Here is a 26,038-nt window from a genome sequence, read left to right as displayed (position 1 = left end):
AGTCGCCGGCCTCCAGGAGGCCGCGAGGCAGTGCCCACCGCGGCGGCGGGGCTCTCGGGCACGGAACTCGGCCGAGGCGTCGGGCACTGCCTCGCCCAGGTGGTGCCGAGGATCAGGCGATCCCTGTGGTCGGTGTGGGCCAGATGGTGATGTGCCAGCGTTCGATGTCCACAATCGGGTCGTGATGTTCATGGTGACGGGCTTTGAAGGTTTCGTCACGACCTGTGCACTCGACGACGCAGGTGATGGGACCGGTGGGCGGTGCGGCGGTCACCAGGGCGGCGCGGCCTTCGGTGTCGACCACGGCGATCTCCGGACTGGAGCTGGTGAACGCGTAGCGAGGACGGTGGCCGCGCAGGTGATCGGGCACTTCGGTTTCGTCATCGGCGACCACGAGAGTCACGTGGGCGGTGTGTTCGCTGGTGACGCTGTTGAGACCGATACCGTCACCGGCCGACACCGCCAGTTCCTCCTGCGGGCCCCAGACCAGCCGGGGGTCGTCCTTGATGGGTTGGGGGTGGCTCACCAGGTAGAAGCGCGCGAAGTACACCGGGACGGACGTTTCGTGCGTTCGCACGGCTCTGCCCCCTTCACCGGGCCTGGGCGGAACAGCTGTTCAGCTGTTCCGCCCAGGGTGTGGTGGTCAGCCTAGTGGGTCAGTCGATGTTGGGAGTGCCGACGAGGTCGACCCGGAAGCGTCGGCGCGCAGGACGTGGTCGCGCAGGTAGAAGGCGCTGAGCAGACTTCCGGCGATGCTGTTGTCCAGTTTGCGGATCGGCCTGGCGGAGTAGCTCCAGATGCCCGCACCGCCGTTGTACTCCGTGTACGCCGCGCCTTCGTACGTCGACCGGTACGGGTACTCGTCACACTCCCGTTCACCGGTGACCGGGTCGTTGGTGGCGTAGTCGTCGCCCCAGTGCTGCTTGCAGGTCAGGACCGCGACGTAGTTGTTGCGGTCGTACCGGGTCTTCTCGTAGTCCGGGTGCATCCGGGTGAGCATCTGCCCGGAGGCCCGGCTGCCCGCGACCTTGGTGAGCGGGATGCCGGGCTTGGTCGCCGCGATGTCGTTCTGGGCGTCCCAGATGTGCTTGGCCTGCTGGTAGATCCGGACATTCCAGGACCGACGTACGTGGTCGCACGGGTGCTCGGTGCCCACGCACGATGGACTCCGGCGACACAGCCGCAGCGCCCTTCGGCGGCCCCTTGACCCGCAACCGCGCCTCGTCGCGGGCCGGGGTGCACGCGCCGATCATCACGATTCGCGCCGTACCAGGCTTTCGACACCGGGTATGCCATGGCCTCCTGCCTGGCGCTGTCGCACTGGTGTCGCAGGCGGTCACGCTGATCGCAGAGGAGATGCGGGCCGTGGACATTGCCGATGTCGGCCAAGGTCCGGTCGGTCGTCGCCGACGGGGTACCGGGCCTGGCCTTCCCGTCGGCGCGGTGCTCGCCGTCCGGGGTCGGGAAGTTGATCCGATCGGCCGCTGGAGGAGTTCGACCACCGTCGACATGTTGGAGATTGTCGGGATGCACGGCGATCCCGGTGGGGATTTCGGCGGGCGATTCCCGCCGCACCCCTCTGTTTCGTGCACATTCACCACCTGCCAAATCTCTTTCTCACCAGGGGGAATCATGCGCGGCCTTCGCGTGCGGATTGTCGGCGGCCTGCTCGCGCTGCTCGGGGGAGCCGGTCTGGCGGCAGCCCCGGCGGCGCAGGCCGACCCGGTCACGGTGCTCGCCTTCGACACGTTCGCCAACATCGACTGCACCACCACCGCCGGGGAACCGACCGTCTCCTACAACGGGGTGGGCCTGGACTACGGGAAGAACCAGAACGTCGAGGTCTACCTCGACGTCACCGGTCCTTCCACGATCTCGGCTCTGTCGACCTACAACCACCACACCACCCTCTACGTCGGCTCGTCGGGCAGCTGGGGCACTCCCACCTACACCGACCTCGGCGGCGAGGGGTACTGGACGCTGAAGGTGCGGGCGTACTACCCGTCCGGCGGGCTCCTCGGCGAGGCCAACGACGCCATCACCTGCTGACCGAGTCCCACCGCCGTCCGCGCGGCGGGAATCCGGGAGAAACCACGTCCCTCTCCGGATTCCCGCGGCGCGGCATCCCGTTCCGTCCACCGCTACCCTGGGTCGGGTGGACAGTCGAACAGCGGCCTGTTCGCGTCGGACTCCCGAGGGGGAAGCGTTGCCGGAATTCTCGGAGAACCGAGCGCTGGACCCGAGCCGGACCTATGACGACACACCCGAGGTGCACCTGGAACTCGGGCTCCTCGTCAACGGCAGCATGGCCGACGAGACCGGCCTGATCCGCCGGCTCACCACGGGGCCTGTCGAGCACCTGGCCCCCGAGGAGAAGACGACCGCCGTGTTGTTCAACCGGCTGGCCAACGCGCGTGGCTACGTCCCCGCGATCGTCTTCGACGGCGACTCGTGCTCCCTGGTCCCCGACGCACAGGCCAGGCTGCTCACGGTCTTCGCCACCAGCCGCGGAAGGACGAACCCCAAACCCGGGACGTGACAGAGCCCGTCTCACAGCCGGACGTCGTTCCAAAGTCCGACGAGGATCAAGGGAACGTTCCCCTACGTCAGCGATGCACGGCTGTGGGACGGCGTGGCCATCCGGCTCAGCCAGGACGGCACGAACTGGGCGGAGAAGTCCATACAGGAACGGACAAGCCGGATCAGCAACCGGCGCAACCGCATCGCACAAGTGACCAGTGCTGGGCTAGACGGGCCCAGCCGGACAGGTCGTCCAGGGCGGCAGCGCCGAGGCGTTGCTCGTCGTCGTCGAGGGTCCAGTCCAGGCGAGCCTTGAGCTGGTCCAGCGTGGCGAAGGACTCCAGATTCGTGCCTCCTTGCACACGCGAGCAGGCGGCACGCCAGGCAGGGGTGGGCGTGCGCTCGTGCTCAGAGGATCAGGCGTTGGCCGGGTCGGTCTCCGACTTGCGGCCGGTCGGGGTCCAGACGCTGACGTCGCTGATACCGGTGATCTGCGCCGGCTCGGGTCCGCCCGGCGGGTAGTTCGACGCGCCGTCGAGCGTCAACTTGATGCCGCGCACGAAGTGCTCGCCCGTGGAGACGATCTCCTTCTTGTTCGTCTCGTCCCAGCCGACGAGGACATCCGTGACGTTCCGCACGCCCGCGTAGCAGTTGACCACCGAGCGGTCCGCATGAACTCGGAGTCGTAGTCACGGATCCAGCGCAGCGCGAGGCCCTCGAAGGAGATAGTCGCGCTGTACGGGACGGACTGCGACACGCTCGGCGCTACGGTCGCCAGGATGAACGCCTGGTCGACGAAGGCGTAGGCGTCGGCCGCGCTGATGGTCTGGTCGACCACGAAGTCGAAGCCGGACTTCTGGCCCAGACTCGCCATGCGCAGCGCGCTCTCGGCGGTGGAGTCACCGATGTACTGCGCGAGGTTCAGCTTCTCGTCGGAGAGCAGCGCGGCCTCGAAGTCGCTGCCGACCACGATGTACCGGGCACCATCCTTTGAAGTTTCGCAGGCAGAGGCCGGGCGGGAACTTCGCGACCGGGAGGACGGTCTCGTCCGGGGTGGGTTTCCAGCTGGTCTCGCCCGCGTTGCGCCGACACTCTTTCGCGTCACACGGGATGTCATGGCGGACACAACTCGAAGATCCACAACGGGATCGGAAAATCCACCCTCGCGGGTGATGGAGCCGCAACCCACTTGCGACGCTGACCCTCTGGATACCAGCACCCAGTGCAGCGCCCTGGGTGCATCCAAGAGTAGCGCCGCTCCCTTCTCTCGCTGCGATCCTCGCTGGGACGCAGGTCCCAGCGCTGCCTCGCGCCAACCATCGGGCAGACGGACACCGGTGGTGTTGCGATCCTCGCTGGGACGCAGGTCCCAGCGCTGCGAGCTGAGGCGACGGGGCGCGTGCACGGCGGCGGCAGTTGCGATCCCCGCTGGGACGCAGGTCCCAGCGCTGCGCGTACAACGGTCGCCCGCCCGCCGCCGTGAAGAGGTTGCGATCCTCGCTGGGACGCAGGTCCCAGCGCTGCGAGGCTGTACATGATGTCCTTCCTGTGGGTGCGGGGTTGCGATCCTCGCTGGGACGCAGGTCCCAGCGCTGCACCCGAGCCCGCGCCCGCCGACGTGGAGCGTTGCCGGTTGCGATCCTCGCTGGGACGCAGGTCCCAGCGCTGCTTGCCAAACGTTTCACGCATGGCCCTAATGATGGCAGTTGCGATCCTCGCTGGGACGCAGGTCCCAGCGCTGCCATCTCCCTCCGCAACCTCAAGAGCATCAAGTACGTTGCGATCCTCGCTGGGACGCAGGTCCCAGCGCTGCCATCTCCCTCCGCAACCTCAAGAGCATCAAGTACGTTGCGATCCTCGCTGGGACGCAGGTCCCAGCGCTGCCATCTCCCTCCGCAACCTCAAGAGCATCAAGTACGTTGCGATCCTCGCTGGGACGCAGGTCCCAGCGCTGCCAGTTCACCGGCACCGGCCGTCTCGCTGGCTACAACGCGTTGCGATCCTCGCTGGGACGCAGGTCCCAGCGCTGCTCGTACTCGTTGATGAGGCCGCCGAGGACGGGTCGGTTGCGATCCTCGCTGGGACGCAGGTCCCAGCGCTGCGTACCTGCGCTGCGGCCTGCCGGTGGCGGCTCCCGAGTTGCGATCCTCGCTGGGACGCAGGTCCCAGCGCTGCCCTGGATAAGCAGGGAGAACGTCATCGTGGGTTTGGTCTGGTCGGAGGTTGTCCCGTGGTGTGGGACGACACGCCCACGCTTGCTTGGGAACCTCTCGGCGTGTCGTATCACGCTTGTGGTTCCGAAGCAGGGATGACTGCGGTGTCGGGCTTGGGTCAGATGATCCACGCGCCGGTGTGGGGGATGTCGACCGCGGCGCCGAGGTGTCGGGCGGTGTGGAAGGTACCTCGGTCGAGGTGGTAGATGCGGACGGAGTCGAGTCCGGTGTCGATGGTCGACTGGAGGCGTGCTTCGAGTTGGAGTCGCTGGGCCGGGGTGCAGGTGATCTCGAAAACGGATTTCTGGACTCGGTGTCCGACGCCTTCGCAAATCTTGGCCACCTGTCGCAGGCGGCGTTCTCCTTCGGGTGTGGTGGTGTCGACGTCGTAGGTGACGAGGAGTTCCATCAGGCCACGGTCCAGGGGATGTAGGTGTCGGTGGTTCCGCGGAGGTGGCGGGCGAGGAGTCGGGCCTGAACCAAGGGGATGAGGGCGGCGGGGACGTCGCGGCCGAGGGCGGTGTGGGGCCAGGGGCGTTCGCGGGCGGTGCTCCAGTGTTCGAGGAAGGTCTTGCGGCCGTCGTCGGTAAGTTGGACGGCTCCGCCGGGCACGGTCTCGGTGTGTCGGTCGAGGATCTGTTTGCGGTTGAGGAGGGTGAGGACCAGGCGGTCGACGAGCAGGGGCCGCATCTCCTCCATGAGGTCGAGGGCGAGGGACGGTTTGCCGGCGCGGACGCCGTGGAGGTAGCCGATGTAGGGGTCGAGGCCGACCTGTTCGAGGGCTCCCTGGACCGCGACGCGCAGCATCCCGTATCCGAACGAGAGCAGGCAGTTGACCGGGTCGGTGGCGGGTCTGCGGGTGCGTCCGGCGACAACGCCGGGGGCGAGGGTGTCGAGGGCCTGGAAGTAGTCGCGGGCGGCGCGGCCCTCGATTCCGAGCGTCTGGGACAGGGTGGTGGCGGCGGGGAGTTGTTCGAGGGCGTGGGCGTGGTTGGCGGCGATGTCGCGCAGGCGGTCCTGGCGTGTTCCGGTGAGGTCGCGGGCGGCGCGCAGGAGTAGTTGGCGGTAGTTGTGGAGTTTGCCGGCGACGAACGTCTTGGCGAGGTCGAGTCGTCGGTCGGTGTCGTCGTGGGTGCGGACCTGGGCGAGGCGGAGGAAGGGGTTGCCGTTCTGGGGTCCGCTGGCGCGGGCGAGGAATCGGCCGTTGCGGGTGACCCAGGTGACCGAGCGTCCGTCGGCGGCACACCGGTGGACGAGGTCGTCGGTGAGAGCGACGCCGTTCCAGGCGACGATGTGGTCCAGTCGCACGAGGGGAAGCAGGTGCCTGCCGGGCTTGTCCGGGTGTGCGACGCGCAGGGCGTCGCCGTCGAGGTGGAGGCTGGTGCCCGGGGTGGTGACGTAGAGAGTGCGGAGTAGTTCAGACATCCCAGTCTCCGAGCGGTCTGGGGCGGAAGAGGTCCGTGGTCGCGGGGGTACCGGGAAGGCAGCCGGGGCGCAGTGAGCAGCGGCGGCACCTGTTGTCGTTGACCGGCGGTGGCAGCGTCGCGTCGTCGAGCAGGGCGCGGACGGCGCGGGTGGTGTCGACGACGCGGTCGCGCAGGGTGTCGTCGACGGGGATCTCGTGCCTGCGCCGGTCCCGTCCGGAGAAGACGATGCCGTGGGGGACCGGGGCGGCGAACATCTCGCGCAGGCACAGCACCTGGGCGGCGACCTGGAGGTCGGCGGGCCCGCCCGGGCGGTAGGTGCCGGATTTGTGCTCGATCGGTGTCGGGCCTTCCGCGGTGAGGCTGACGGTGTCGCAGATCCCGTGCAGGCCCAGGGTGTCGCTCCAGACGGGCAGCGAGTGCCACACGCGTCCGCCTGTCCGGTCGGAGCGGGGGCCGGACCGGTCTACCACGGCGTGGGCGAGGTCTCCGCGCACGGTGTCGACGTTGGACTCGAAGTAGCCGTCGACATGGATGAGCGCGGCCTGCCTCGGGCAGTATGCGTGGTGCTCCAGCGCGGAGATCGGGATGCTGCGCAGCACCTCCCCCGGTGAGTCGTGCACGTTCGGTGCCTAACCGATCAGTTTGGTGAGGGTGACGCCGTTGGGGAGTCCGTCCTCGGAGACCGAGACGACGTAGTCGCCGAACCCACGGGGCGGGTCGTCGGTCGCACTGCCTTCGGCGCGCACGACCGTGACACGTTCGGTCAGCTTGTGGGCCGGTGCCGCGCCGAATGCGTCAGGGTGGCTGAACACGTACAGGCCGCGCGGGGTGAGGGTGCCGCGGGTCGCGGAGCGGTCGTGGTCGAACATCATCTCGAGGCATCGGTAGAGGAGTTCGAAGTCCCTGGAGTCGACGCCGGTGTCGGTTCCGCGGCTGGCCGAGTAGTACAGCTCGACCTTGTACAGGCCGTAGGGGACGGTCCACTTGCCCCCCATCTCCGTGGACTGGCCCTTGTCGATGTCCTCCTGCTTGGTCTGGGTGACCCGGGTGATGGCGTGGTCAGCCGGGTAGACCGCGTCGATGCTGCGCGCCATGCCCACTTGCAGCGGTCCTCGGATCTGCCCCAATGCCCCGGTCTTGCCCACTGACAGCACCGCGCCGAAGAGGCGGATGTCGGCGTACTTGTCGCACAACCATGCGCGGGCCTGCGCGGCCTGTTCCTTGGTGATCTTGCCGCCGAGTTTGAGTCCCGTGGCCTCGTAGGAGGCTTCCAGGCGGGGGTTGAGGGCGTATCCGGCCTGCACGAAGATCCCGTAGCGCGGATCGTCCGCGGCGGCGAGGGTCAGGGTGTCCCGGATCTTGCGCTTCAGCGCGACGTCGGTCACCAGACCTTGGCCGCTCTCGTCGTCGGTGCGCGGGCGGTTGCCGGCATCCGGGTCGCCGTTGGGGTTGCCGTCGACGACGTCGAACAAGAACACCATGTCGTGACGGACGGCGGGGTCGAGGTGCGGAGCGGTCACTGGTCGTTCTCCTGGTTCGGGGTGGTCGGGTCGTCGGGGTTGCTCGTGCCTCGTGCGTCGGCGCGTTCGCGCAGGACTTTGAAGCGGTGTGCGCGCTGGTGGTGGTAGCCGAGCAGAAACAGCGACTGCTGCCGGGGGTTGGTGCGTGCGGGCACGCCGTCGGATCCCAGCAGGTTGTGCAATTCGGTCAGTTCACGGCTGTGGTTGACGCCTACGCCGACGCGGTTGCCACGGAACTTGCGCAGCCAGGCGTCGGCCATCTTGCCTCCCGCGATCAGCGCGGCCCGGGGGTTGGCGATGGCCCCGGCGAAGTGGCGGTTGGCGAACGTGGTGTTCACCTTGCCCTGCATGGCGTCGTACTGGAGGGCGTCCAGCGCGGCGAAGATCCGTCCGGCGACGTAGGCCGGGTCGGTGTTGTCGTGGTCGAGTCCGGCCATCGGTTTCTCCGTGATCGAGGGCGTGCGCGTCAGCGCGAGTCGCAGCAACGCGGCACGGGGTGTGTCGAGGCGACCGTCGGTGCGGATGCGGTGCAGCAGGTGCAGCAACAGCGACGGCGGCAGGAGGGTCCCGCGCAGTGCGGCGCGGAGCAGGTCGCGCTGGACCCCGTCCGGGCGGTCCGCGCCTTTTGCTCCGATCGGGGCGTAGCGGTTCTCCGCCGTGAGCCACCGGCCGGTTACCCGCACCAGCCTGGTGAGGGAATGGTGCTCCGGTTCTTCCGTGTGCAGGGTCACGACCTTGCTTTCGGTGAACCACTTCTGGACGTTCTTCTCCACTGTGGACAACGGCATGTCGAGCCAGTCGCGGATCATGACGCGAGCCACGTTGCCGCCGACAGTCAGTGCGCAGAACCGGGCCGTGTCGATCGGCTCGTCGTCGGAGGAGCGGCCCTTGCGCACGGAGGTGAACAGTGCGCGGACCTTCTCGGGTTCCGCGTCGATGATCAGCCTCATGGCGTTGACCTCGACCGGTTCCGTGGTCCACCAGGCCATGCGACTGTCCTGGCCGCCGTAGGACGCGGTGTCCTCGGACTCCAGCAGCCGGGACAGCCCCGCCGACAGGCCCTCGCCGCAGGTGATGCAGATCGGCGAGCAGGCCAACTGGACGCTCAGGTCGTAGCCGAATACCCGTTCGTTGAGACTGACCAGAGCAGCGTCGTTCGACGCTCCCGGCACGAGCCGGGCCGGCACCTTGCCCGGCACGGTGTCCAGCAGTGGACCGGACTGCCCGCACACCAGACACAGGCCGTATCGCCCGTCGCCCTTGCGGCGGGCGACTTCCGCGTTCCAGAACGGCACCACGGATGGGGCGCGGTAGGCGTCGGTGCCGTCCACGGTAATCAGGACACGTTGCTTGGCCAGGATCTCCGGGTCGCGGCGCAACCGGTCCGCGGCCCCGGAGGCGCAGAACCGCGAGACCGCTCGGGCGATCGGGTCGTCCCGGCCTTCGGGGCTGTCGGCCCATCGCCGGCTCAGGTCGGCGAAGGCGGCGCGGCAGCGGGCGACCCGTTCGGGATTGCTGTCGGTGTCCGGCCAGCCCAGCACGTACTGCACGTCGTCGGCGGCGAGGTTGGGAGACACTCCGACAGTGCGCACCACGACGGGCACGGTGTGTTCGGCACCGCGTGGTTTGCCGCGCGGATCGGTGTACACCAGCGACTCCAGGGCCTCGCTCAACGGCGTGCCGTCCTGGTCCAGGCGCAGGTGCCAGTCGAATCTCAGCGACCGATGGAACGGTTTGGCCTGCGGGTCTCGGGAGGCGTAGTCGACCAGTCGTTTGACCAACATCAGGCGGCTCCGGCCGAGATGCCGTCGACCGGCACGTGCAGGACCCCATGGACGATTTCGGCTTCGAACCAGGTGAACGACGGCGGAGTGGTCGTGTGGTCGACCGAGTGCAGCATCAGCCCCAGCTTTTCCGACCACGTCGTCTGCGCGGCGGTGCCGTCGGGGTCGCCGAAGAACGCGGAGAACTCCCGCACCCCGAGATAGGGCTGGGAGAAGCAACTGCCTCGGGTGACCCGACGGCGGAACTGGTCGCGGAATGCGGCTTCGGGCTTGCCCGCGTCAGGCAAGGGTACGGCGTGGGCGTGGATCCGGTAGGCGACGTCGCGCAAGCACAGCGCGTTGCGCTGCACGCGGTTCGCCACGGTGTCCAGCCTGCGGGAGCCCGAGGCAGCGTCCGCGAGGGATGCGAGGTCCGTGGTCTCGTTGCGTCGTTGCGTGAACTGCTTGACCTCGTTGAGCACTTCGATCGCGACGACCTGCCACCGGAACTGGGGCTTCCAATAGATCGATTCCAGGACGCCTACTGCTGCCGAGGGGGTCATCACCGGGTAGGACACCCGTTCCACCTTCAGTTCGGGGCGGGTGAACAAGGCCGCGTCGCCCCACACCTGCACCGCCAGCGGCGGAGCTCCCGAAGCCGACATCGGAAGGTCAAGCTTCACCACACCGTGTCCTCTCTCGTCCCTGTCTCTTTCACACCGACCTGCGCGTCGTACTTGCCCACCCATTCCCACAGGTCGTCCTCACCGGCGATCACCGGGCGGCACAACGCCTTCACCTCCGACAAGTTCGCCACATGCCTGGGCAGCGGGACCGTGTACTTCCGCAGTTCCCGCAACACCGGTCCCAGGTGCCCGGTTCCCGCGCGCAGCTCGGCCACCAGCTCGGCCGCCCTGACGTCAGGGTCGTAGGTGGTGATGATCACCGCCACCGGGTCTTCCTCGATCATGCGGAATGCCAGTCCGGCAAGGCGTTTCCCGTTGTCGAGTTCCGGTCCTCGGGCGACCGACAAGAAGTCCAGCTTGGTGCGGTTCGCCTGGATCACCGCACCGCGACGGTCCTCGTCGACGTTGAGCCCGCCGTAGAGATCCCGGTAGTAGCGGTCGAGCTGCACCTGGTCGTCCGGGTCCCGGCCGGGGCCGAAGTACGCGCGGGTCTTGTCCACACCAGCCTTGTAGAACGCGGGAACGGGCGCGTCCGAGGCATCGAACACCACCACTCGCCCGGGCTGTGACAGATTCCCCTCACGATTGGCCCGCCCTGCCGCCTGTTGCAGGGATTCGGCGGGGGCCAGTGCACGGAACACCACCGGGAAGTCCAGATCCACTCCCGCCTCGACCAGCTGGGTGGAGATCACCAGCACGGGCGCGCCGGAACCCAGGAGTTCGCGCACACGACCCAGCGCCACGTCGCGGTGGGCCGGGCACATGCGGGTAGACAGGTGAACGACGGCAGCCTCCGGCCGGTGTTCGCTCACGTGGCGGAACAACTCCTGGGCATGCTTGACCGTGTTGACGATCGCGAGCACCTGAGGTTCCTGCACCATCTGCTCGGCGATACCGGCCAACGTCGGCCGAGGATCGCACCGCCACTCGTAGCGGACCCGCTTCAGGCGGGCATACAGCTCGATCGGCGCGTCGACCAATGGTGTTACCCGCAAGTCCTTCCACACCGCCAGGTGTTCGAACCCCGGCTGTGTGGCCGACGCCAGCAGCACCGTCGTGCCGAAGTGCTCTGACAGGGTGCGCAACACCTCCAAGATCGGCACCAGCAGTGACACCGGCAGAGACTGCACCTCGTCCAACACCACCACCGCGTTGGCCAACCGGTGCAGCTTGCGCGACCGGGCCGGCCTGTTACCGAACAGGGAGTCGAACAACTGCACCGTCGTCGTCACCACGAACGGCGAATCCCAGTTCTCCGCCGCCAACCTCAAGCGACGATCGTCCAGTTCCGCGTTCGAGTGGTGCTCCAGCACCGCGTGCTCACCGAGCAACGACCGGTACACGGCGGCGTTCTGCTCGGTGATCGTCGTGAACGGCACCGCCACGACCACCCGCGCCATGCCGTGCTCGGCGGCGTGGTGCAGCGCGAATCCCGCAGCCGTCATCGTCTTGCCGGACCCGGTCGGCGCGGGCAGCCGGTACACACCCGGCTCCCCCTTCGCCAGCCGCACCGCGTCGTCGTAGACCGCGGTCCGCACTCGGTCGATCTCCGATGGCGGCCTGCCCGCAAGAAACACGGCCCGACGCTCCTCGAACCTTCGCACCAGCGCCTTCATGCTGGTGTGGCGCAACACATGAGGCCGCGCCAGCCCCTGGTGGTGAGCAGCCGTGTCCAGGTGGTCGGCGTCCACCAAAGCCGAGAACACCAGCCGGATACCCAACTCCCCCAGCAGCGGCGAATCCAGCCACGACTCGGGCAGCAGCGGCGGCCCCGCCAGCAGATCGCGTGCTTCGGGCACCTCGACGAAAAACCTGCCCGCCGTTTCGCGGTGCCCGTCGTCCTCCCACTTCAGGCCGAGCAGATCCTTCACCACGGTCAGACCACCGTGGTGACCCAACACCGCCATTGCCGCCGCCGACGCACGGTCCCGGAGCATCAGGGCGCCCAACTGCTTGTGCCGAATCTCCACCCGTTCGCCCGTTGCAGCGACCGCCTCCAACTTCTCCTGCCACGCACAACGGGCCTTGCCCGCGTCGTGCACGAGACCGAGAGCCCACGCCAAAGGCCCGACACCGAACGAATCCGCAAAACCACGGGCAAGCTCCGCCGTCGAGCGGACGTGATCCACCAGCGGATGCCAAAGACCGGTCACCTTGCTGGGACTGTGCGCCCACACCCGAACTAACACTCCTCACATCGCCGTCCCCGACGGACCAGGGTGACCGTAAGGACGCACACCGACAAAACAACGCCCATCCGAACCTGACGCCGAGAGAAACACCCGAATGGAGCAGTAGTTCGACCAACCTCGAACAGCGACACGAGAAGCTCGTGAACAACGACCTATACCGCACCGTCAAACAGTCGGTACCGGCTGGAATAGGACTACCGCCGAAGCCCTCAGCGACCTTCAAAGCTAGCTTGAGGCCAGGACCCGCCGGCAAGACGGCCTACAGCGCCACCCAGCCCGTCAACCCGAAGCCACCGCCCGGAACAGACAGCACCGCTCTGGACCTGCTCACGAACTCCGACACCATGGCACCACCCCCTTCGAGGCAGCCCCCAGACAGGCAGCGACCAGCAATAGCCCACAAAGTGCGAATTGCAGCCAAACGGAGTAGCGCGCCGGCTGGAACCACCGGCGCGCCGCAAACTCCACGAACGTTGAATCCCTTGGCGAACACAGGTTGCGATCCTCGCTGGCACTCACGCCCCAGCGCCCAATGTCGGAATGCGATCATCCGACGTAGACCACGGTACCACTTTCCTGTGCTCGCCGAGGGGTCTAGAGTTTCCTGTGGTCTTGAGGGAGGAGAGACCTGAGGCCGCATGAGAGCATCAGTCAGCGACCGGCTACGCTCGCCGACGGACAGCACCAACAGTCCGGATTTGATCGACGCTCACATCAGTACGCATGAGATGGAATTTCTCACGACCACCTATTACGAAACTCGAGAGGTGCATCAGTTGCCGAGGGATTCTCGCAGAAAACGCACTCCCGCCAGGCGGAACAGCAGACCCGCCCGGTTTCATAGGCGCCCTCAGAAGGGGCACCGGCCTGAGCAGAGCGGCAACTCCGCTCAGGCCGCCGCCGTCTTCCGCATGGTCATGCAGGCCGTCGGGATCGCCATCCACTTGATCGTCCTGCTGACCCGCTAGCTCCGGCGGGGTCGGTGCACGCAATAACGCCATCGACCCCGCCGGTCCGCGGTCGCCCGTAGAACATAGCAACCAGCCGTCTGGGCACCTTTCGATGCCTCGACCGCTACATGTGAAGCAGTGGTTCTGCCTGGCCAGGTACGGCAAGACCTGAGCCCTCAAAGGGAGGCCGGGTTGCGGGCTGCCCGCTTTGCTTTCCGTTCAGCGCCAACGAGTTGCGGTCCTCGCTGGAAGCGGGCTTCCAGCGCTGCGCAGCGCGCCACGGTGGCCCTCACGACGGCCAACGGGTTGCGATCCTCGCTGGAAGCGGGCTTCCAGCGCTGCCGGTGACCCAGGTCGACCACGAGCTGGTGCCGATGTTGCGATCCTCGCTGGAAGCGGGCTTCCAGCGCTGCATCTCCGCACCGATGACGCTCGCCTCGATCTCCTCGTTGCGATCCTCGCTGGAAGCGGGCTTCCAGCGCTGCGTACTACGACCCGTCGCTCCCCCGCAGCAGCACCCCGTTGCGATCCTCGCTGGAAGCAGGCTTCCAGCGCTGCAGGTTGTTGTCCATGTCCATGTCACCGATGAGGTCGTTGCGATCCTCGCTGGAAGCGGGCTTCCAGCGCTGCCACGGTCATCTGCAACGCTACGGGCGCACTCGCCCCGTTGCGATCCTCGCTGGAAGCGGGCTTCCATCGCTGCTCGGGACGGAGTGGCTGCCGGACCGACACCCACGGGGTTGCGATCCTCGCTGGAAGCGGGCTTCCAGCGCTGCGCTGATGCGCCTGCGCGGGACGGACGGGGTTCGCGAGTTGCGATCCTCGCTGGAAGCGGGCTTCCAGCGCTGCGCGGAACTCCGGCAGGCCCGGGACAGGGAGGACGCGTTGCGATCCTCGCTGGAAGCGGGCTTCCAGCGCTGCCCGCCGCGGGCTGGCGCGGCTGGTCGCTGGGCATCGTTGCGATCCTCGCTGGAAGCGGGCTTCCAGCGCTGCGATCAGCCACCGCCGCGCCGTCTCCTCGGCGACGTTGCGATCCTCGCTGGAAGCGGGCTTCCAGCGCTGCGGAACGGTCCCCCACCTTGCAGAGAGCGGGATGGTTGCGATCCTCGCTGGAAGCGGGCTTCCAGCGCTGCCGGCGTCGAACTGCTCGGCGTAGGCGTCGGGGTCGTTGCGATCCTCGCTGGAAGCGGGCTTCCAGCGCTGCCAAGTACGTTCCCCGCGCCGTGCGGGTCGAGTGGTGGTTGCGATCCTCGCTGGAAGCGGGCTTCCAGCGCTGCCAAGTACGTTCCCCGCGCCGTGCGGGTCGAGTGGTGGTTGCGATCCTCGCTGGAAGCGGGCTTCCAGCGCTGCGCGCATGTTCACCTGCACCGTGGCCGTGCCACTAAGTTGCGATCCTCGCTGGAAGCGGGCTTCCAGCGCTGCCCGATGCGGCACAACGGGTCCAGTTCGGTGGGCACGTTGCGATCCTCGCTGGAAGCGGGCTTCCAGCGCTGCTGTTCCGCGCCGTCGCGTCGCTCATCCTGTCGGAAGTTGCGATCCTCGCTGGAAGCGGGCTTCCAGCGCTGCGGCGATGCCGAGGCCCGCCCCCCACGGCCCGGACAGGTTGCGATCCTCGCTGGAAGCGGGCTTCCAGCGCTGCAGATGGCCGGCCAGGTCGCGGGCGAGCTGTACGTGTTGCGATCCTCGCTGGAAGCGGGCTTCCAGCGCTGCTGGGGCAGTTGTGGGCCGTCGCCGCCCGCTGCGAGGTGTTGCGATCCTCGCTGGAAGCGGGCTTCCAGCGCTGCCGCGCGGGGCAAGTACAGGGTGCTGGGGCCGTCGACGTTGCGATCCTCGCTGGAAGCGGGCTTCCAGCGCTGCTCGGGCCCGGCGGGTTCCTGCCCGGGGTGGACCCCGAGTTGCGATCCTCGCTGGAAGCGGGCTTCCAGCGCTGCGTTGGTGTTCAAGCTGTTCCTTACCGCGATCCACCAGTTGCGATCCTCGCTGGAAGCGGGCTTCCAGCGCTGCCGCCAAGCCGCCATGCGATCTCGGCCTCGTCGGGGTTGCGATCCTCGCTGGAAGCGGGCTTCCAGCGCTGCCCACTCAGGGATGACCAGGGGGCAAAACAACACCCGGTTGCGATCCTCGCTGGAAGCGGGCTTCCAGCGCTGCCCCCTGGATGACCAGGGACAACACATCTATCACGGAACCGAACCGTTGGATTGTCCCGTATCCCGGGATGACACGCCGGGGCGGGCTTCGGAACCTCCCGGCGTGTCTTGTCACGCTTGGGGTTCCGAAGCAACCCGCGCCGGTTCCGAAACCACGGAGGTTCAACCGCACAGCGTCCGGGCACAGCGCCTTGCGCTGACCGCCGATTTCGTACCCGTACCAGCCGCGACGAGGACCGGTCGGTATCCGTGCGCCGCCGTGTCGTCAACCTCAAGCAATACTGCTACACCACGACGGCGATACTCGTAGACGACTTCGTCGTAGCAAGCACCCGGCAACCAGCTCAGCCTAGGACCAAATCGCAGTGTGGGCATGGTCTCGGCCCACGGGAGTACCGCGAGCGGCTCAATGGTCAACCCCGCCAGGGTGGACGTCGACAGTTGGCCTGTGCGCCTCGGTCAGCACTTTCGACATGAGCCGGTGACAGACGCCTTCGCCGCGACCGGCGGGTGGTACCGGTGTCGGGTTCGATGAGAAGACCGCGACGACCTGGACCACATCGTGAATACCGCGAGGAAGCTCCACGCCGAACTCGCACCGTTCACGGTCACCATCGACTCGGTCCACATCGCCCCCGAAGACTCCAGATGCCCGCCCCGCCTCCTGGGCCGCTGACGCGACTACGGCGGGCCATCCGCGCCGCGATCAGCGAGGTATCGAGGCTCTACAACGTGCCCGGATCCGAAAGCGGATCCCGCCGGGAGATCCACGACTCCTGCCTCCACGACGTGTCGATCGGCCAGAACCTCGCCGTGGGCACCGCCGTACCGGCACTTCCTCGGAAGATGATTGAGTCCAGGGGCATCAAGGACATGACGATCAATGTGGTCGGAGCAGTTGCCGCAAGTTCTGTCCACTGTGGACCCCAAGCCCGGGAGTCTGGTCGCGGTGGAGCCGCAGGTACAAGGGCGTTGGCGTGGTCTAGGCGGGGTCACACCCAGGGTGGCCGAACTCGGGCCACAGTGGGTCCGGCAGTGACGCTCCACGAGGGGTTCTCAGGAGGGTTCGGACGTGGACTGCGGCGTGGGGGTCCAGATCAATCCACTGTCCGAGTGCCAGTCGTAGTCGACGGCGAGCGCTGTTCTCGTCACCCGTGGACCACTGGATTCTTGCCTGGTGGACGTGGCATCGGGCGACCAGTGCGGCGTCGGAGTGCTTTTCGCCCAACACCATCGCGCGTTCCAAGTAGGTTTTCGCGGTTCGTTGTCGGCCCACTTCTACCATGAGGCGTCCGAGGTGCTCCAGCATGACCGCGACCCCCATCTGGTCGCCGCGGGCAACCTGGTCCTCCAGGATCTCGTCGGCGCAGTCGATCACCCGGTGCATACGTCCCTGTGCCCGGTAGGTGACCGCCAGGGACAGCAACGCCGCAGCCGACGATTCGCGGTCGTCCCTGGCACGGTGCACGGCCAGTTCGTGCCTGCCCTGCGCGACCGCGAGTCTGTAGTCCTTCCTCGCGTGAAAGAACGTCGCGCCGCGCCGGAACGCGACTGCCAGCGCAGGCGACGAGGGAAGGTTTCCTGCCAGCAGGACTGCGGCGTCGTGGATCGTTCTGCACAGTCCGGCATCGGCGTTGCCGGGGAGAAGGAGCCACAGGTGTGAGATGAGGTCGGCCACGGCTTCAGTGGGTTCGTCGGTCTCCGCGTCCCGCAACGCGCCGATCACGCGATCGTGTTCGGATTCGAACCACGACCTCGGCGCGGCGTGATCCGGGAGCAAGTCGGAGTGGTGCACGGTGTCGCCGTCGAAGCCACCCAGGGTCGGCCGCAGTTCGCGTGCCTGCTGGAGGAGATATTCGATGTCGCCCACCGGAGCCGCCTCGGATCGTGCGGTCGTGGGTCGACCGGTCCGCTGTCCAGTACAGCGTGACGATGGCTGTCGTGCGGGCAGGGCGACGGAGGCAAGTGGGTGGACGGGCCGGGTTGCCTACCTGTGTGTGGCGGCGGTCGTCTCGAACAGGTCCAGCAGTCGGACCCAGTCGAAGTCGGCCAGGCCGTCCTGGCCTCGGACGGTGATCGCGTCGGGGTCGAGCAGGGTCACGCCCGCTCGGGCCAGGCGGGCGATGCTGTCGTCGTAGGCCGGGTGTTGCCGCAGCGCTGCTTTCGCGCAGGGTGCGGCGAGGATGGGCAGCCCGCTGGACAGCAGCTCGTTGAGCACGCCCAGCGCGGGGGTGTCGGAGAAGCCGGCTGCCCACTTGTTGATGGTGTTGAAGGTGAGCGGGGCTGCCAGGACGGCATCCGCCTTGGGCAGCGACCTCTCCTGCAACGGCGGTCGTGCCGTGACCCGGACCAGGCATCCGGTCCGCCGGGCGATGGCCTCGACGTCGACCCACATCCCGGCGGTCGGTGTGGCGACCAGGCACACGCCCCAGCCCCGACCGGCCAGCGCCACGACCACGTCCTCGATGTGCAGCACCGGTGGCGCGGCCGACACGACCAGGTACACCCACCTGCTCACGCCAGAACCCCAGCCCGGTCCGCGAGCCCGCGCAGTGCCGGCACGACCAGTCTGCGTTCACGGCCCAGCAGGACCCGGATCACCGCGTGCGCGGTACCGCTGGTCTTCACCAACTCGGGTGCGACGCGCTCGGCCTCCAGCAGGTGGATGACGGCCAACGGGTCCTCGGCCTGCCGGGCACGCGCCCACGCGTTGTCCACATGCGACTGACCTTGCCTGCCGCTCAGTCCCGCGGGCATCGCGGACAGGTCGATCCGCTCGCCGACCGCGACCACCGCTCGCGGGTCGTCGAGGGCGACCGCCGCCGACATCCGGTGGATCCCGACGTTGGTCGGGCCGAACGCGCTGAACCCGATGTTGTCGTCGCGCCCCAACCGCCCGGCCAGCACCTCGGCGTGGTCCAACCGCCGCTGCGCCTCGACCCGGTCGTCACGTCGCGCGGCGATGATGGCGGTGATCAGGGTCAACGAGCCCCGCCAGCTGAGGCTGCCGGGATCGTCGCCACGAAGGCGGTCGGCGGACTCGGTCGCGTTCCGCTCCGCGTCCTCGGCCGCGCCCAGCTTCAGCAGGGCGCAGGTCAGCTGGTAGCCCGCCGCCGCACGACCGAAGGGATCGTCGGCCTCCTCGGCGGCGCCGAGCGCGCGTTCCGCCGCCTCGTACGCGGCGATACCGTCCCCGCGCTTCGTGGCCAGTTTGGCCTCGACCACGGCCACGCCCGCGCGCAGCATCAGCGCCCGACGCAGGTCGCCGCCCCGCGCGTCCGCCACGAGTTCCGACACCTTCCCCGTGATATCGGGCAGACTGCGACCCACGTGCTCGTACCGGGCCGCCTGGTATGCCCGGTGCAGATCGGTGACCAGGGCCGCCAGGTAGGAGGATCTGCCTACCCGCGATCGGCCTGCGGGAACCTCGGTGCCCTGACGGCCGCGCCGCCGGGTCCGTTCCGCCCGCGCGCTGTCGTGCAACGCGATGAGCGCCCCACCCGCCTCCAGCACCCGGTCGACGGCCATCACCAACTCGGCCGACGCGAGGCTTCCGTCGGTACGCTCCGCCCACGCCGTGTACTGACGCGTATAGCCGACCAGACCGGCCAACTCCCGCTGGCTCAGCCCGGCGGCCTGCCGTCGCCGCTTGATCTCCTCGGCCAGTCGAACGGCGGTGGGAAAGTCGTCCATTCCCACATCGTGCTCGTCGGACATGATCGGCTCCGCCAGTGACGAGGGCATACGACGAAGGCAGGTACTCCCCGTATTCGAGTTGCCTCCTTCCGTGATCGTACCCGCCCCTGGTCGCATAGCCCCTAGTCGCGCCATTGAGCAATGAGCGACACCCCGAGAACAGCCGCCCGTGCGACCAGCCACAGATCTTCGACGGAGCACACCCATGGCCAAGGACGAACTCGACCACGCCACCCACGTGTCACGGGTGAACACCGACCTGGGCCGCTACTGCGTGCGCCTACTGGAGGAGTCCGACCCCCGCAGCACCACGGCCTACACCACACCAATGCACAGAGTCGAAAACGACCTGGCAACGGATCTCCTCGAACTGGGACAGATCCTCGTCAAGCGAGCGGGACTCCACCATCAAGCGGACACCATGGCACCCCTCACGGTTCCGGGCACAGTGCTCGACACCTGACCCCAGAACGACTTCGACAGACAAGATCGCGACAAACGATCACCAACGGAAGGCACCGCCATGCACGACCCTCACGCCTCGACCTCCGCAGACCGAATGCCCGCCCCGTCGGCTGCACTACGGGCGTTGGCAGGCCAGTAGGCGCCCCGGCTGTTCGCGATCGGCTACGAGAGCGAGGAGCACGGCGAGATCGGTATCGCGGCATGGGGCATGGCCTTCCCCCATCAGGCACAGGTCACCTCCGCCGACGGCACCCACCAGGTGATCACGAGCCAACCGGAACACGCCATCCGCCACTTCGAGGAGACCGACGCGACCATGCACGTTCTCCACGTTGGGTGATGCCAGTCCAGTGGTCCACGACACCCAAAGCAAGCTGCGTGCCTTCATCCTGGGTGTCCAGGCCGGGAAGTTCGACGACCCGATCTGAGAACCCGCAGGACGAGTCGGCGGCGACGCCAGGTGCCGGATCCCTTCCGGATCTGATCGATGCCCCTGTCCAAGGCCGGCGGACGGGGCATCGTCGCGTTCGCGAGACGTGCGCACGGGGCATACCACCGACCCGTCGACCACTCGACGTAGAAAGGTCCCACCGCCTTCGTCACTGACACGGCATGGTGATCGCACGACGGATCGATGCACTCGGGGGTGTTGGTGGCGTCTCTGAGGGAAGTGGCCGAGGTGGTGACCAACGCCCAGACCAAGGCGCGGGAGTGCGGGAAGGCCCTCGACACCACGCTGGATCTCGTCGAGGACGCCCAGTCCCTGCTCGCCGTCGCCCTGGAGGGCGATGCGACAGGCGAGAAGGACGCGGTCCTGGCGACGTTGGCCGACGTCGTCAAGGGCATCAAGGACCTGCTCAAGGTTCTGGACACGGCAGTCGGCCACACCGAGTCGGTCGTGACCGGTCTGCTCGGCAACCATCCCTCCCCGACTCCCCCGCCTCCCGGTCGAACACCCCCCGCACGACCGTCTTCCGTGCCGGACGCCGGCAAGCCCTCTCCGCTCGCCCCGGAGAAGGTCGAGGACCTGCGCGGGGACCTTCCGCCGCCGGTGGTCGGCGGAAGCGGGCAAAAGACCCACGGCCGCTGGGTCGGCCCCGACGGCATCGTCCGGCACCTCGTGAGCGGGAACGGACCGGAAGCCACCGCGGCCGGCGAGTTCCTCCAAGGACTGCCGTTGCCACAACCCGGCGTTCCCATCGCGGTGTCCCACGTTGAGACGAAGCTGGCGATGCACATGCGGGACACGGACGTCCGGCACGCTGCGGTGGTGATCAACAACCGGCCCTGCGCCGGCCGGTTCGGGTGCGAGATCCTGGTGGGGTTGATCCTGCCCGAGGGATCCACACTGACGGTCTACGGTTCTGGCGGGTACGAGCAGACGATCCGGGGAGGGCTACGACCACCGTGGCAACGTTGAGCGCGATCTTCGACCACGAGACCGGCAGCACTCCGCTGGAGGTCACCACCCACGAGGAGCTGGCCGAACTGGTCGACAGGCTGACCCGGCTGACCGGCGGCCCGGTGCCGTCGATCGCCGAGATCACCGTGGCCGAGGACCCCTACGGCCTGCCGATGCTCTACGTCGGCATCGGCGAGGACCGCGGCTTCGTCCAGGAGCTGGGCGACCCGCCACGGGCCACCGTCGGAGACCCCGACGCCACCGGGGAGGCCCAGTTCGACTACATGGCCAACACCCAACAGGTCCCGGCCTGGCAGGTCGTGCCACGCGACACGGTCGTCGCGGTGTTGACGGCCTACCTCGACCACGGCGGCCTCATCCCACCCGACCACCCCCACCTCCGCCCGACCGGCTGATCCCCTCCTTGCCGAGGCAGACCACTCCTGCCGACCGGGCGAGCCGTCTGCCTCACGACAACGGACGATCGACCGGCAACCCGCCATGGAGCGGTCGCCGCCGAGCTGTCGACACGGTTGTCCCCGCTGTTCGAGTTTGTCGTCCTGCCGTTCCAACACGAAAGGCCGCGGCAGGTTCTCCCGTCTCCCGGCAGTCACCGACGACAGACGTGGCCGGGTGGCGCAGTGGTTCGGTGCCGTGTCGGGCGCGGACCCGGTGGACGGGCCGATCCGAGACCCGGAGGTTTGCCCGTTACTGCGACAGGGCGAGCCGGTCTTGGAGTCGGGCGTGGCGGAACTGGTACACCGCACCGGCTTGGCGCAGCACGCCCCGCCGGGTGGCATCGTCGAGGAACTCGGGCAGCGAGCGCGGCAGGCGGCCGGTGAGCGGCAGGCAGATCCGGGCGAACAGGAGCCACTGGCCCCACGCGGTGAGCGCCAGGCAGTAGCACAGGCCGCCGCCCACGCCGGTGAGCAGCGCCAGGCGCACCACGGCTTCCGGGCTGAAGACGAGCTGCGCGTGCGCACCTTCCGGGCGCTGGAGCAGGAGCACGGCGCCCAGGGTGACCAGGCCCCCGTAGACGAGGCTGAACAGCACGACCCTGCCCAGGACGTTGGCGCGGTTGACGTTGCGCAGGTCGGTGGGCCCGGCCGCGGACGCGATGTCGAGCGGGGATTCCACGGCGGCGGCCACGGCCAGCGCCAGTCCGGTCGGCACGGCGAACACCAACCCCAACGTGGCCCCGTTGACCAGGACCGTCCCCACGTCGCGGGCCGTGTCGTAGAGGACGAGGCCCAGCAGCCCGAGCCCCAGCCCGTTGGCCAGTCCGAACCCCGGTCTGCGATTCTGTCCGTCGAGATCGGCGAGAACCATGGCTACGTCCAAGAACTGGGCAATCGGCCACGCGCGACCATCGGTGAACCAAGGCCGCACCGCATCGTCCTGTTCGACCTCATCGCCTTCCGGACGTCCGCCACCACGGCGAGGAACTTCAGTCCGGATCCACCGCATCGAGGAAGCGTCGCCATGCCGGCGCGCCCACCACGATCTCCGGCGACGTCCCGACGGCTTTGGTGTCACGGACGCGAACCACTACGTCCGTGATCATCACCTCGACGCAGTTGTTGCTCGGGTTCGAGTGACTGGACTTGATCCAGCCGTCGCCCGTCCGGATCGGCGTGGCGCCCATCAGTCCTCCATCTCCTTCGCGGCCTTGTGGATCTCGTCGAGGGTGGCGTCGCGGTCCGAGGCGCGTTCGAACACGTCCTCGAAGCTCGCGGCGAGTTCCACCAGTGCGGCGCGACGGTCCACGAGTCCCGCGGTGCTGGTGATCGAGTCGATCCACGCGTGGTCGGGCACCCAGCGGGACGCGAAGCTCATGATCGAGACCGACGAGCCGATCATCGAGTGCGCGCCCGCGCTGTAGGGCAGGGCGCGGATGCGTACGCGTTCGTCACCGCGTTCGACGAACTCGGCCAGGTGCGCCAGTTGTCGGCGCATCACGGCCCGCCCGCCGACGTGCATCCGGAGCGAGGCCGGTCCCAGCACCACGAGGTAGCGGACCGGGTCGGGCCCTTCCAGCCTGGCCTGACGCGCCAGGCGTGACTCGACTCGGGGGCCGACGTCGACCGGCCTGATGTAGGTCGAGCCGCCCTTGATCATCGCCCGTGCGTAGTCGGCGGTCTGCAACAGGCCGGGAATCGTCTCCGCGACGTACTCGCGGATCTCCGCGGCACCGGCCTCCAGGCCGAGGAACCTGACGAACTCGTCGCCGAACACCGATTCGTAGTCGTTCCACCACCGACGCCGCTCGGCCTCGACCCGCAGGGCCTCCAACTCCGCGACCTCGGCCGGTTCCAGCTCGTAGTGCTCCGCGAGACGGGCCAGACCGGCGGGCGCGAGTCGTCGCTTCGCGATCTCGATCGTCGAGACGTTGTTGCCGCCCAGCCCTGTCGCCTTGCCGACGGCGGCGGTCGTCAGCCCCAGCGCGCTGCGGTGCGCGCGGAGCCGCCGGCCGAGTTCGACCGCGTGCACGGTGGTGAGGATCGGTCCGCCGGTCATCGACCTGAAGCCTCCCGCACATCCGCTGGTGCCCGTCCGCACGAGCGTACGACCCGCCGACGGCTACACCCGATCGGGCCACTTCATTCGATATTGAATCGGAGCTACCTTGATTGTACTCAAGATGGACATCAACCGACCACGCCGAGGTGCCCATGTCCCACACCCGCCCAGTACCCCGACCCACCAGCCGCACGGAGCACGCGGCGGACGACGAGCCGGAACCAGCAACGTCGACGCGGTGGTCGTGATGGGCATACGACCGTTCCGCTGGCTTCCGCATGACGGCGCACGTCACGCGATCCCCGACGAACTCGCCGCACACGAGAGCGGGTCGACGCTCTGCGGAGTCGCGGTGACCGTCCCGCACCTGCCGCTGCCGAGGAATCCCGACTGGTGCTGGCCCACGTGCCGTGACTGCGAAGCGGCGTGGCGGGCCTTCGAGGGCATCCCCGTCATCCCGTGGCCGTGCCCGAAACAGATACGCCCCTCGACTCGAACGACGAAGGGCCGCCGGTGACGCCCACCCACAACCACGTGGCCTACAACGAAGTGGTCGAGTCGGCGTTGAGCAGACTCGAACAACTCGCCGATATCCCGCACACCGCGGACGAATCGGCCATCAGATCGTTCGTCCGGGACGACCTGCCCCGACTGGTCGCCGGGATGCGAGCGTTGATCGCGATGCACGCCCCCGATGTCCACAGCCGTTGTCGCCACTGCCGCGCAGGGTGGTGGCGACGTCGCCAGTCCGTACCGTGTCGCGTGGTCCCGGAGTTCGTATCGGCCGTCAACGGCGCAAAGACCCACCATGCAAGGCACCGCCGTCGTCCACGACTGCCCGCCGGGCGGCCCGCTCCAGTCCTTTGAGGACGGCCGAGCTGTCGCCGTCCGGTTTCACAACCTGCCTTCCCCTACGGATTGCCGCTCGCACCTCGGCCGTGCCGCGCCCCACGGCCGGGCAGAGGGAACGCTGAGCGCCCGGACGGGCAGGCACCACGGGGCGGCAGGCCCGAGAGGCAGACGCAAGCGGTTGCCCTCCTGAAGGCGGGCCGACACCCGCTACGATCACGCTTCGAAGCCGGTCGATTACCGATCGGGACCTGCCCCCAGTGTCCCCGCCACGCACGGAGCCCCGCCGTGAACGACAGCGCAGTTCCCGAAGACAGGCAACTCCCGGCCGCCACACGGTTGGCCCACGCCATCAGGCGACTCCGCAAAGAGGCCGGGTTCAGCCATCAGCAACTGGCGGACCTGGTCGGCTACTCCCGCCAGTACGTGTCGCTGGCCGACCGCGTCGGCCGCAACCTCCCCTCACGGGACCTGATCAGCGCCATCGACCACGCGCTGGGCGCGAACGGCGACTTGATCGCGTTGCGCGAACTGGCAAAGCTCGACCAGCAGGCACGCCGACGCCGGATCTCCGCGACCACCGCCGACGATTTCTCCCAGGAACCGACTCCCCACGTCCCGGTACCGGCCGCGACAGTCGATCGGGACGCAGCCAAGGAGGCACGGACGTTCGGTCTCGCGACGGTGGAGGCGATGTTGATGGACACTGCGGAAGAGTCCTCCGGCTACCTGGCGTGGACGGAATCGACGAACGTCGGCGAGCTGACCATCGAGCAGATGCACACCGAGGTCCGGCGCATCGCCCGTTCCTACCTGAAAGTTCCGACTCTGCCGTTGTTCGCACGCACCAGGGCCTTGCGGGACCACGCGTTCGCCTTGCTGTCCGGGCACCAGGATCCGCGCCACAGCCGTGAGCTGTACGCCGTCGCCGGCTGGTCGCTGACCATGCTCTCGTGGATCTCGGTCGATCTGGGCCGCGCCGATGCCGCGGAGGACCACGGCCGCGCCGCGTGGGCGTGCGCCGAACGCGCCGACCACAACGGATTGCGCGCGTGGGTACGTGCAACGCAGCACACGTCGTTGTTCTGGCAGGGCGACTACTCCGGTGCCGCCCGATACGCGGCCGATGGCCTGACCTACAGCGGGACAGGGACAGCGGCGCTGTTCTTGTCCAGCGCCCTCGCTCTGGACCTGGCCCGAGTCGGCGACGGCGAGGCCGCCGCGTCGGCGCTGGTCCGGGGACAACGCGCCGCGGAGACTTCCACGCCTGCCGAGGACGAGTTGGCAGGCCCACTGACCTGCTCGGTCGACCGCGCCGCGTCGTTGTGGTCGGACACCGAGCTGGCGTTGGGCCGCGCCCATGACGCGTTGACGTTCGCCGACCGGGCCGTGGGGATGTTCGAGGCCACGGCCGAGGAACGCCGCAACCGGGGATCGGAGCGCATGACGCGCCTTCAACAGGTCAAGGCGCACCTGGTCCTCGGCGACCTGGACGCTGCCGAAGAGGCGCTGCGGCCGGTGATGGCCACTCCCCCGGTCCACCGCGTTCGCCCCTTGGCGCACCGCGTCGCGGAAGCAGGAGCGTTGGCGATCCGGGCAGGAGGAGCCGACCCTGCCGCGCGGCGGATCCGCGACGCGGTCAACGACTTCCACCGGGAAATCCCCACGAAGGAGTTGCCCGCGTGAGC

The 26,038-nt window shown here is 68.2% G+C and carries 23 protein-coding genes and 2 CRISPR repeat arrays; of the genes, 7 read left to right on the top strand and 16 right to left on the bottom strand.

Translation table 11 applies throughout. The features are described from left to right. Positions 1-112: 112 nt before the first annotated feature. Together AC0HI0_RS46005 and AC0HI0_RS46000 are read right to left on the bottom strand one after the other, a co-directional pair. On the bottom strand, positions 113-550 hold the full coding sequence (locus AC0HI0_RS46005) for a hypothetical protein (RefSeq protein WP_480929750.1): 438 nt from the start codon (positions 548-550) through the stop codon (positions 113-115). 93 nt (positions 551-643) lie between these two features. After that, positions 644-1,156, bottom strand: a complete 513-nt coding sequence (locus AC0HI0_RS46000) for a NucA/NucB deoxyribonuclease domain-containing protein (protein WP_480929749.1) — start codon at positions 1,154-1,156, stop codon at positions 644-646. Positions 1,157-1,632: 476 nt separating this feature from the next. Between AC0HI0_RS46000 and AC0HI0_RS45995 the strand changes: the two genes are divergently transcribed. Both AC0HI0_RS45995 and AC0HI0_RS45990 read left to right on the top strand, forming a co-directional pair. Beyond that, positions 1,633-2,049 (top strand): hypothetical protein, encoded by a 417-nt coding sequence (locus tag AC0HI0_RS45995; protein ID WP_480929748.1) that lies wholly within the window; start codon positions 1,633-1,635, stop codon positions 2,047-2,049. A gap of 157 nt (positions 2,050-2,206) precedes the next feature. Beyond that, positions 2,207-2,539, top strand: a complete 333-nt coding sequence (locus AC0HI0_RS45990; RefSeq protein ID WP_480929747.1) for a hypothetical protein — start codon at positions 2,207-2,209, stop codon at positions 2,537-2,539. A 397-nt stretch (positions 2,540-2,936) separates the two neighbouring features. Here the strand turns inward: AC0HI0_RS45990 and AC0HI0_RS45985 are convergent, their stop codons facing one another. The 11 genes from AC0HI0_RS45985 to AC0HI0_RS45935 all read right to left on the bottom strand — a co-directional run bounded on the left by AC0HI0_RS45985 (position 2,937) and on the right by AC0HI0_RS45935 (position 19,111). After that, positions 2,937-3,179, bottom strand: a complete 243-nt coding sequence (locus tag AC0HI0_RS45985) for a hypothetical protein (protein WP_480929746.1) — start codon at positions 3,177-3,179, stop codon at positions 2,937-2,939. 610 nt (positions 3,180-3,789) lie between these two features. Continuing rightward, a CRISPR array of direct repeats spans positions 3,790-4,695; the repeat unit is 37 nt; unit sequence GTTGCGATCCTCGCTGGGACGCAGGTCCCAGCGCTGC. Between the two features lie 156 nt (positions 4,696-4,851). Then, positions 4,852-5,142, bottom strand: coding sequence for a CRISPR-associated endonuclease Cas2 (cas2, locus tag AC0HI0_RS45980; protein WP_480929745.1), 291 nt, complete (start codon positions 5,140-5,142; stop codon positions 4,852-4,854). Next, the gene (gene cas1c / locus AC0HI0_RS45975; protein ID WP_480929744.1) at positions 5,142-6,158 is read right to left on the bottom strand and encodes a type I-C CRISPR-associated endonuclease Cas1c; all 1,017 of its coding nucleotides are present in this window, start codon (positions 6,156-6,158) and stop codon (positions 5,142-5,144) included. The genes cas2 and cas1c overlap by 1 nt, the downstream gene beginning before the upstream one ends. Beyond that, positions 6,151-6,780, bottom strand: coding sequence for a CRISPR-associated protein Cas4 (cas4, locus tag AC0HI0_RS45970; RefSeq protein ID WP_480929743.1), 630 nt, complete (start codon positions 6,778-6,780; stop codon positions 6,151-6,153). The genes cas1c and cas4 overlap by 8 nt, the downstream gene beginning before the upstream one ends. A 9-nt stretch (positions 6,781-6,789) precedes the next feature. Continuing rightward, positions 6,790-7,680 carry a type I-C CRISPR-associated protein Cas7/Csd2 gene (gene cas7c, locus AC0HI0_RS45965; protein ID WP_480929742.1) on the bottom strand — a complete coding sequence of 297 codons (891 nt, stop codon included), beginning with the start codon at positions 7,678-7,680 and terminating at the stop codon, positions 6,790-6,792. Further along, positions 7,677-9,464, bottom strand: coding sequence for a type I-C CRISPR-associated protein Cas8c/Csd1 (gene cas8c, locus AC0HI0_RS45960; protein WP_480929741.1), 1,788 nt, complete (start codon positions 9,462-9,464; stop codon positions 7,677-7,679). The genes cas7c and cas8c overlap by 4 nt, the downstream gene beginning before the upstream one ends. After that, positions 9,464-10,126 (bottom strand): type I-C CRISPR-associated protein Cas5c, encoded by a 663-nt coding sequence (gene cas5c, locus AC0HI0_RS45955; RefSeq protein ID WP_480929740.1) that lies wholly within the window; start codon positions 10,124-10,126, stop codon positions 9,464-9,466. Before cas5c ends, cas8c begins: the two co-directional genes overlap by 1 nt. Further along, complete coding sequence (gene cas3 / locus AC0HI0_RS45950; RefSeq protein WP_480929739.1) at positions 10,123-12,282, bottom strand: CRISPR-associated helicase Cas3'; 2,160 nt, start codon at positions 12,280-12,282, stop codon at positions 10,123-10,125. The genes cas5c and cas3 overlap by 4 nt, the downstream gene beginning before the upstream one ends. Positions 12,283-13,503: 1,221 nt before the next feature. Next, a CRISPR array of direct repeats spans positions 13,504-15,419; the repeat unit is 37 nt; unit sequence GTTGCGATCCTCGCTGGAAGCGGGCTTCCAGCGCTGC. Between the two features lie 981 nt (positions 15,420-16,400). Continuing rightward, a complete protein-coding gene (locus AC0HI0_RS45945) occupies positions 16,401-17,288 on the bottom strand; it encodes a hypothetical protein (protein ID WP_480929738.1) in 888 nt (295 codons plus the stop codon). Between the two features lie 117 nt (positions 17,289-17,405). Next, a complete protein-coding gene (locus AC0HI0_RS45940; RefSeq protein ID WP_480929737.1) occupies positions 17,406-17,936 on the bottom strand; it encodes a flavoprotein in 531 nt (176 codons plus the stop codon). Then, positions 17,933-19,111, bottom strand: coding sequence for a helix-turn-helix domain-containing protein (locus AC0HI0_RS45935; RefSeq protein ID WP_480929736.1), 1,179 nt, complete (start codon positions 19,109-19,111; stop codon positions 17,933-17,935). Before AC0HI0_RS45935 ends, AC0HI0_RS45940 begins: the two co-directional genes overlap by 4 nt. Before the next feature lie 208 nt (positions 19,112-19,319). Between AC0HI0_RS45935 and AC0HI0_RS45930 the strand changes: the two genes are divergently transcribed. The 3 genes from AC0HI0_RS45930 to AC0HI0_RS45920 all read left to right on the top strand — a co-directional run bounded on the left by AC0HI0_RS45930 (position 19,320) and on the right by AC0HI0_RS45920 (position 21,397). Continuing rightward, positions 19,320-19,577, top strand: a complete 258-nt coding sequence (locus AC0HI0_RS45930) for a hypothetical protein (protein WP_480929735.1) — start codon at positions 19,320-19,322, stop codon at positions 19,575-19,577. Positions 19,578-20,249: 672 nt separating this feature from the next. After that, positions 20,250-20,999 (top strand): DddA-like double-stranded DNA deaminase toxin, encoded by a 750-nt coding sequence (locus AC0HI0_RS45925; RefSeq protein ID WP_480929734.1) that lies wholly within the window; start codon positions 20,250-20,252, stop codon positions 20,997-20,999. Next, positions 20,987-21,397: an Imm1 family immunity protein gene (locus AC0HI0_RS45920; protein WP_480929733.1), complete on the top strand. Its 411-nt coding sequence runs from the start codon at positions 20,987-20,989 to the stop codon at positions 21,395-21,397. Before AC0HI0_RS45925 ends, AC0HI0_RS45920 begins: the two co-directional genes overlap by 13 nt. A 292-nt stretch (positions 21,398-21,689) precedes the next feature. Here AC0HI0_RS45920 and AC0HI0_RS45915 read toward each other — a convergent pair whose 3' ends face one another. The 3 genes from AC0HI0_RS45915 to AC0HI0_RS45905 all read right to left on the bottom strand — a co-directional run bounded on the left by AC0HI0_RS45915 (position 21,690) and on the right by AC0HI0_RS45905 (position 23,498). Beyond that, positions 21,690-22,310 (bottom strand): hypothetical protein, encoded by a 621-nt coding sequence (locus AC0HI0_RS45915; RefSeq protein WP_480929732.1) that lies wholly within the window; start codon positions 22,308-22,310, stop codon positions 21,690-21,692. Positions 22,311-22,428: 118 nt separating this feature from the next. Then, positions 22,429-22,626, bottom strand: coding sequence for a DUF397 domain-containing protein (locus AC0HI0_RS45910; protein WP_480929731.1), 198 nt, complete (start codon positions 22,624-22,626; stop codon positions 22,429-22,431). After that, the gene (locus tag AC0HI0_RS45905; RefSeq protein WP_480929730.1) at positions 22,626-23,498 is read right to left on the bottom strand and encodes a helix-turn-helix domain-containing protein; all 873 of its coding nucleotides are present in this window, start codon (positions 23,496-23,498) and stop codon (positions 22,626-22,628) included. Before AC0HI0_RS45905 ends, AC0HI0_RS45910 begins: the two co-directional genes overlap by 1 nt. A gap of 124 nt (positions 23,499-23,622) precedes the next feature. On the opposite strand from AC0HI0_RS45905, the gene AC0HI0_RS45900 reads away from it, so the two are divergent. Continuing rightward, positions 23,623-24,018: an HC3 family zinc finger protein gene (locus AC0HI0_RS45900; RefSeq protein ID WP_480929729.1), complete on the top strand. Its 396-nt coding sequence runs from the start codon at positions 23,623-23,625 to the stop codon at positions 24,016-24,018. 620 nt (positions 24,019-24,638) lie between these two features. Then, on the top strand, positions 24,639-26,036 hold the full coding sequence (locus tag AC0HI0_RS45895; RefSeq protein ID WP_480929728.1) for a helix-turn-helix transcriptional regulator: 1,398 nt from the start codon (positions 24,639-24,641) through the stop codon (positions 26,034-26,036). Positions 26,037-26,038 lie beyond the last annotated feature (2 nt).

Source organism: Saccharothrix sp. NBAS 001, from assembly GCF_056640475.1.
The sequence above is the reverse complement of the archived record's forward strand: the minus strand, read 5'-3'. Positions and strand labels throughout refer to the sequence as shown.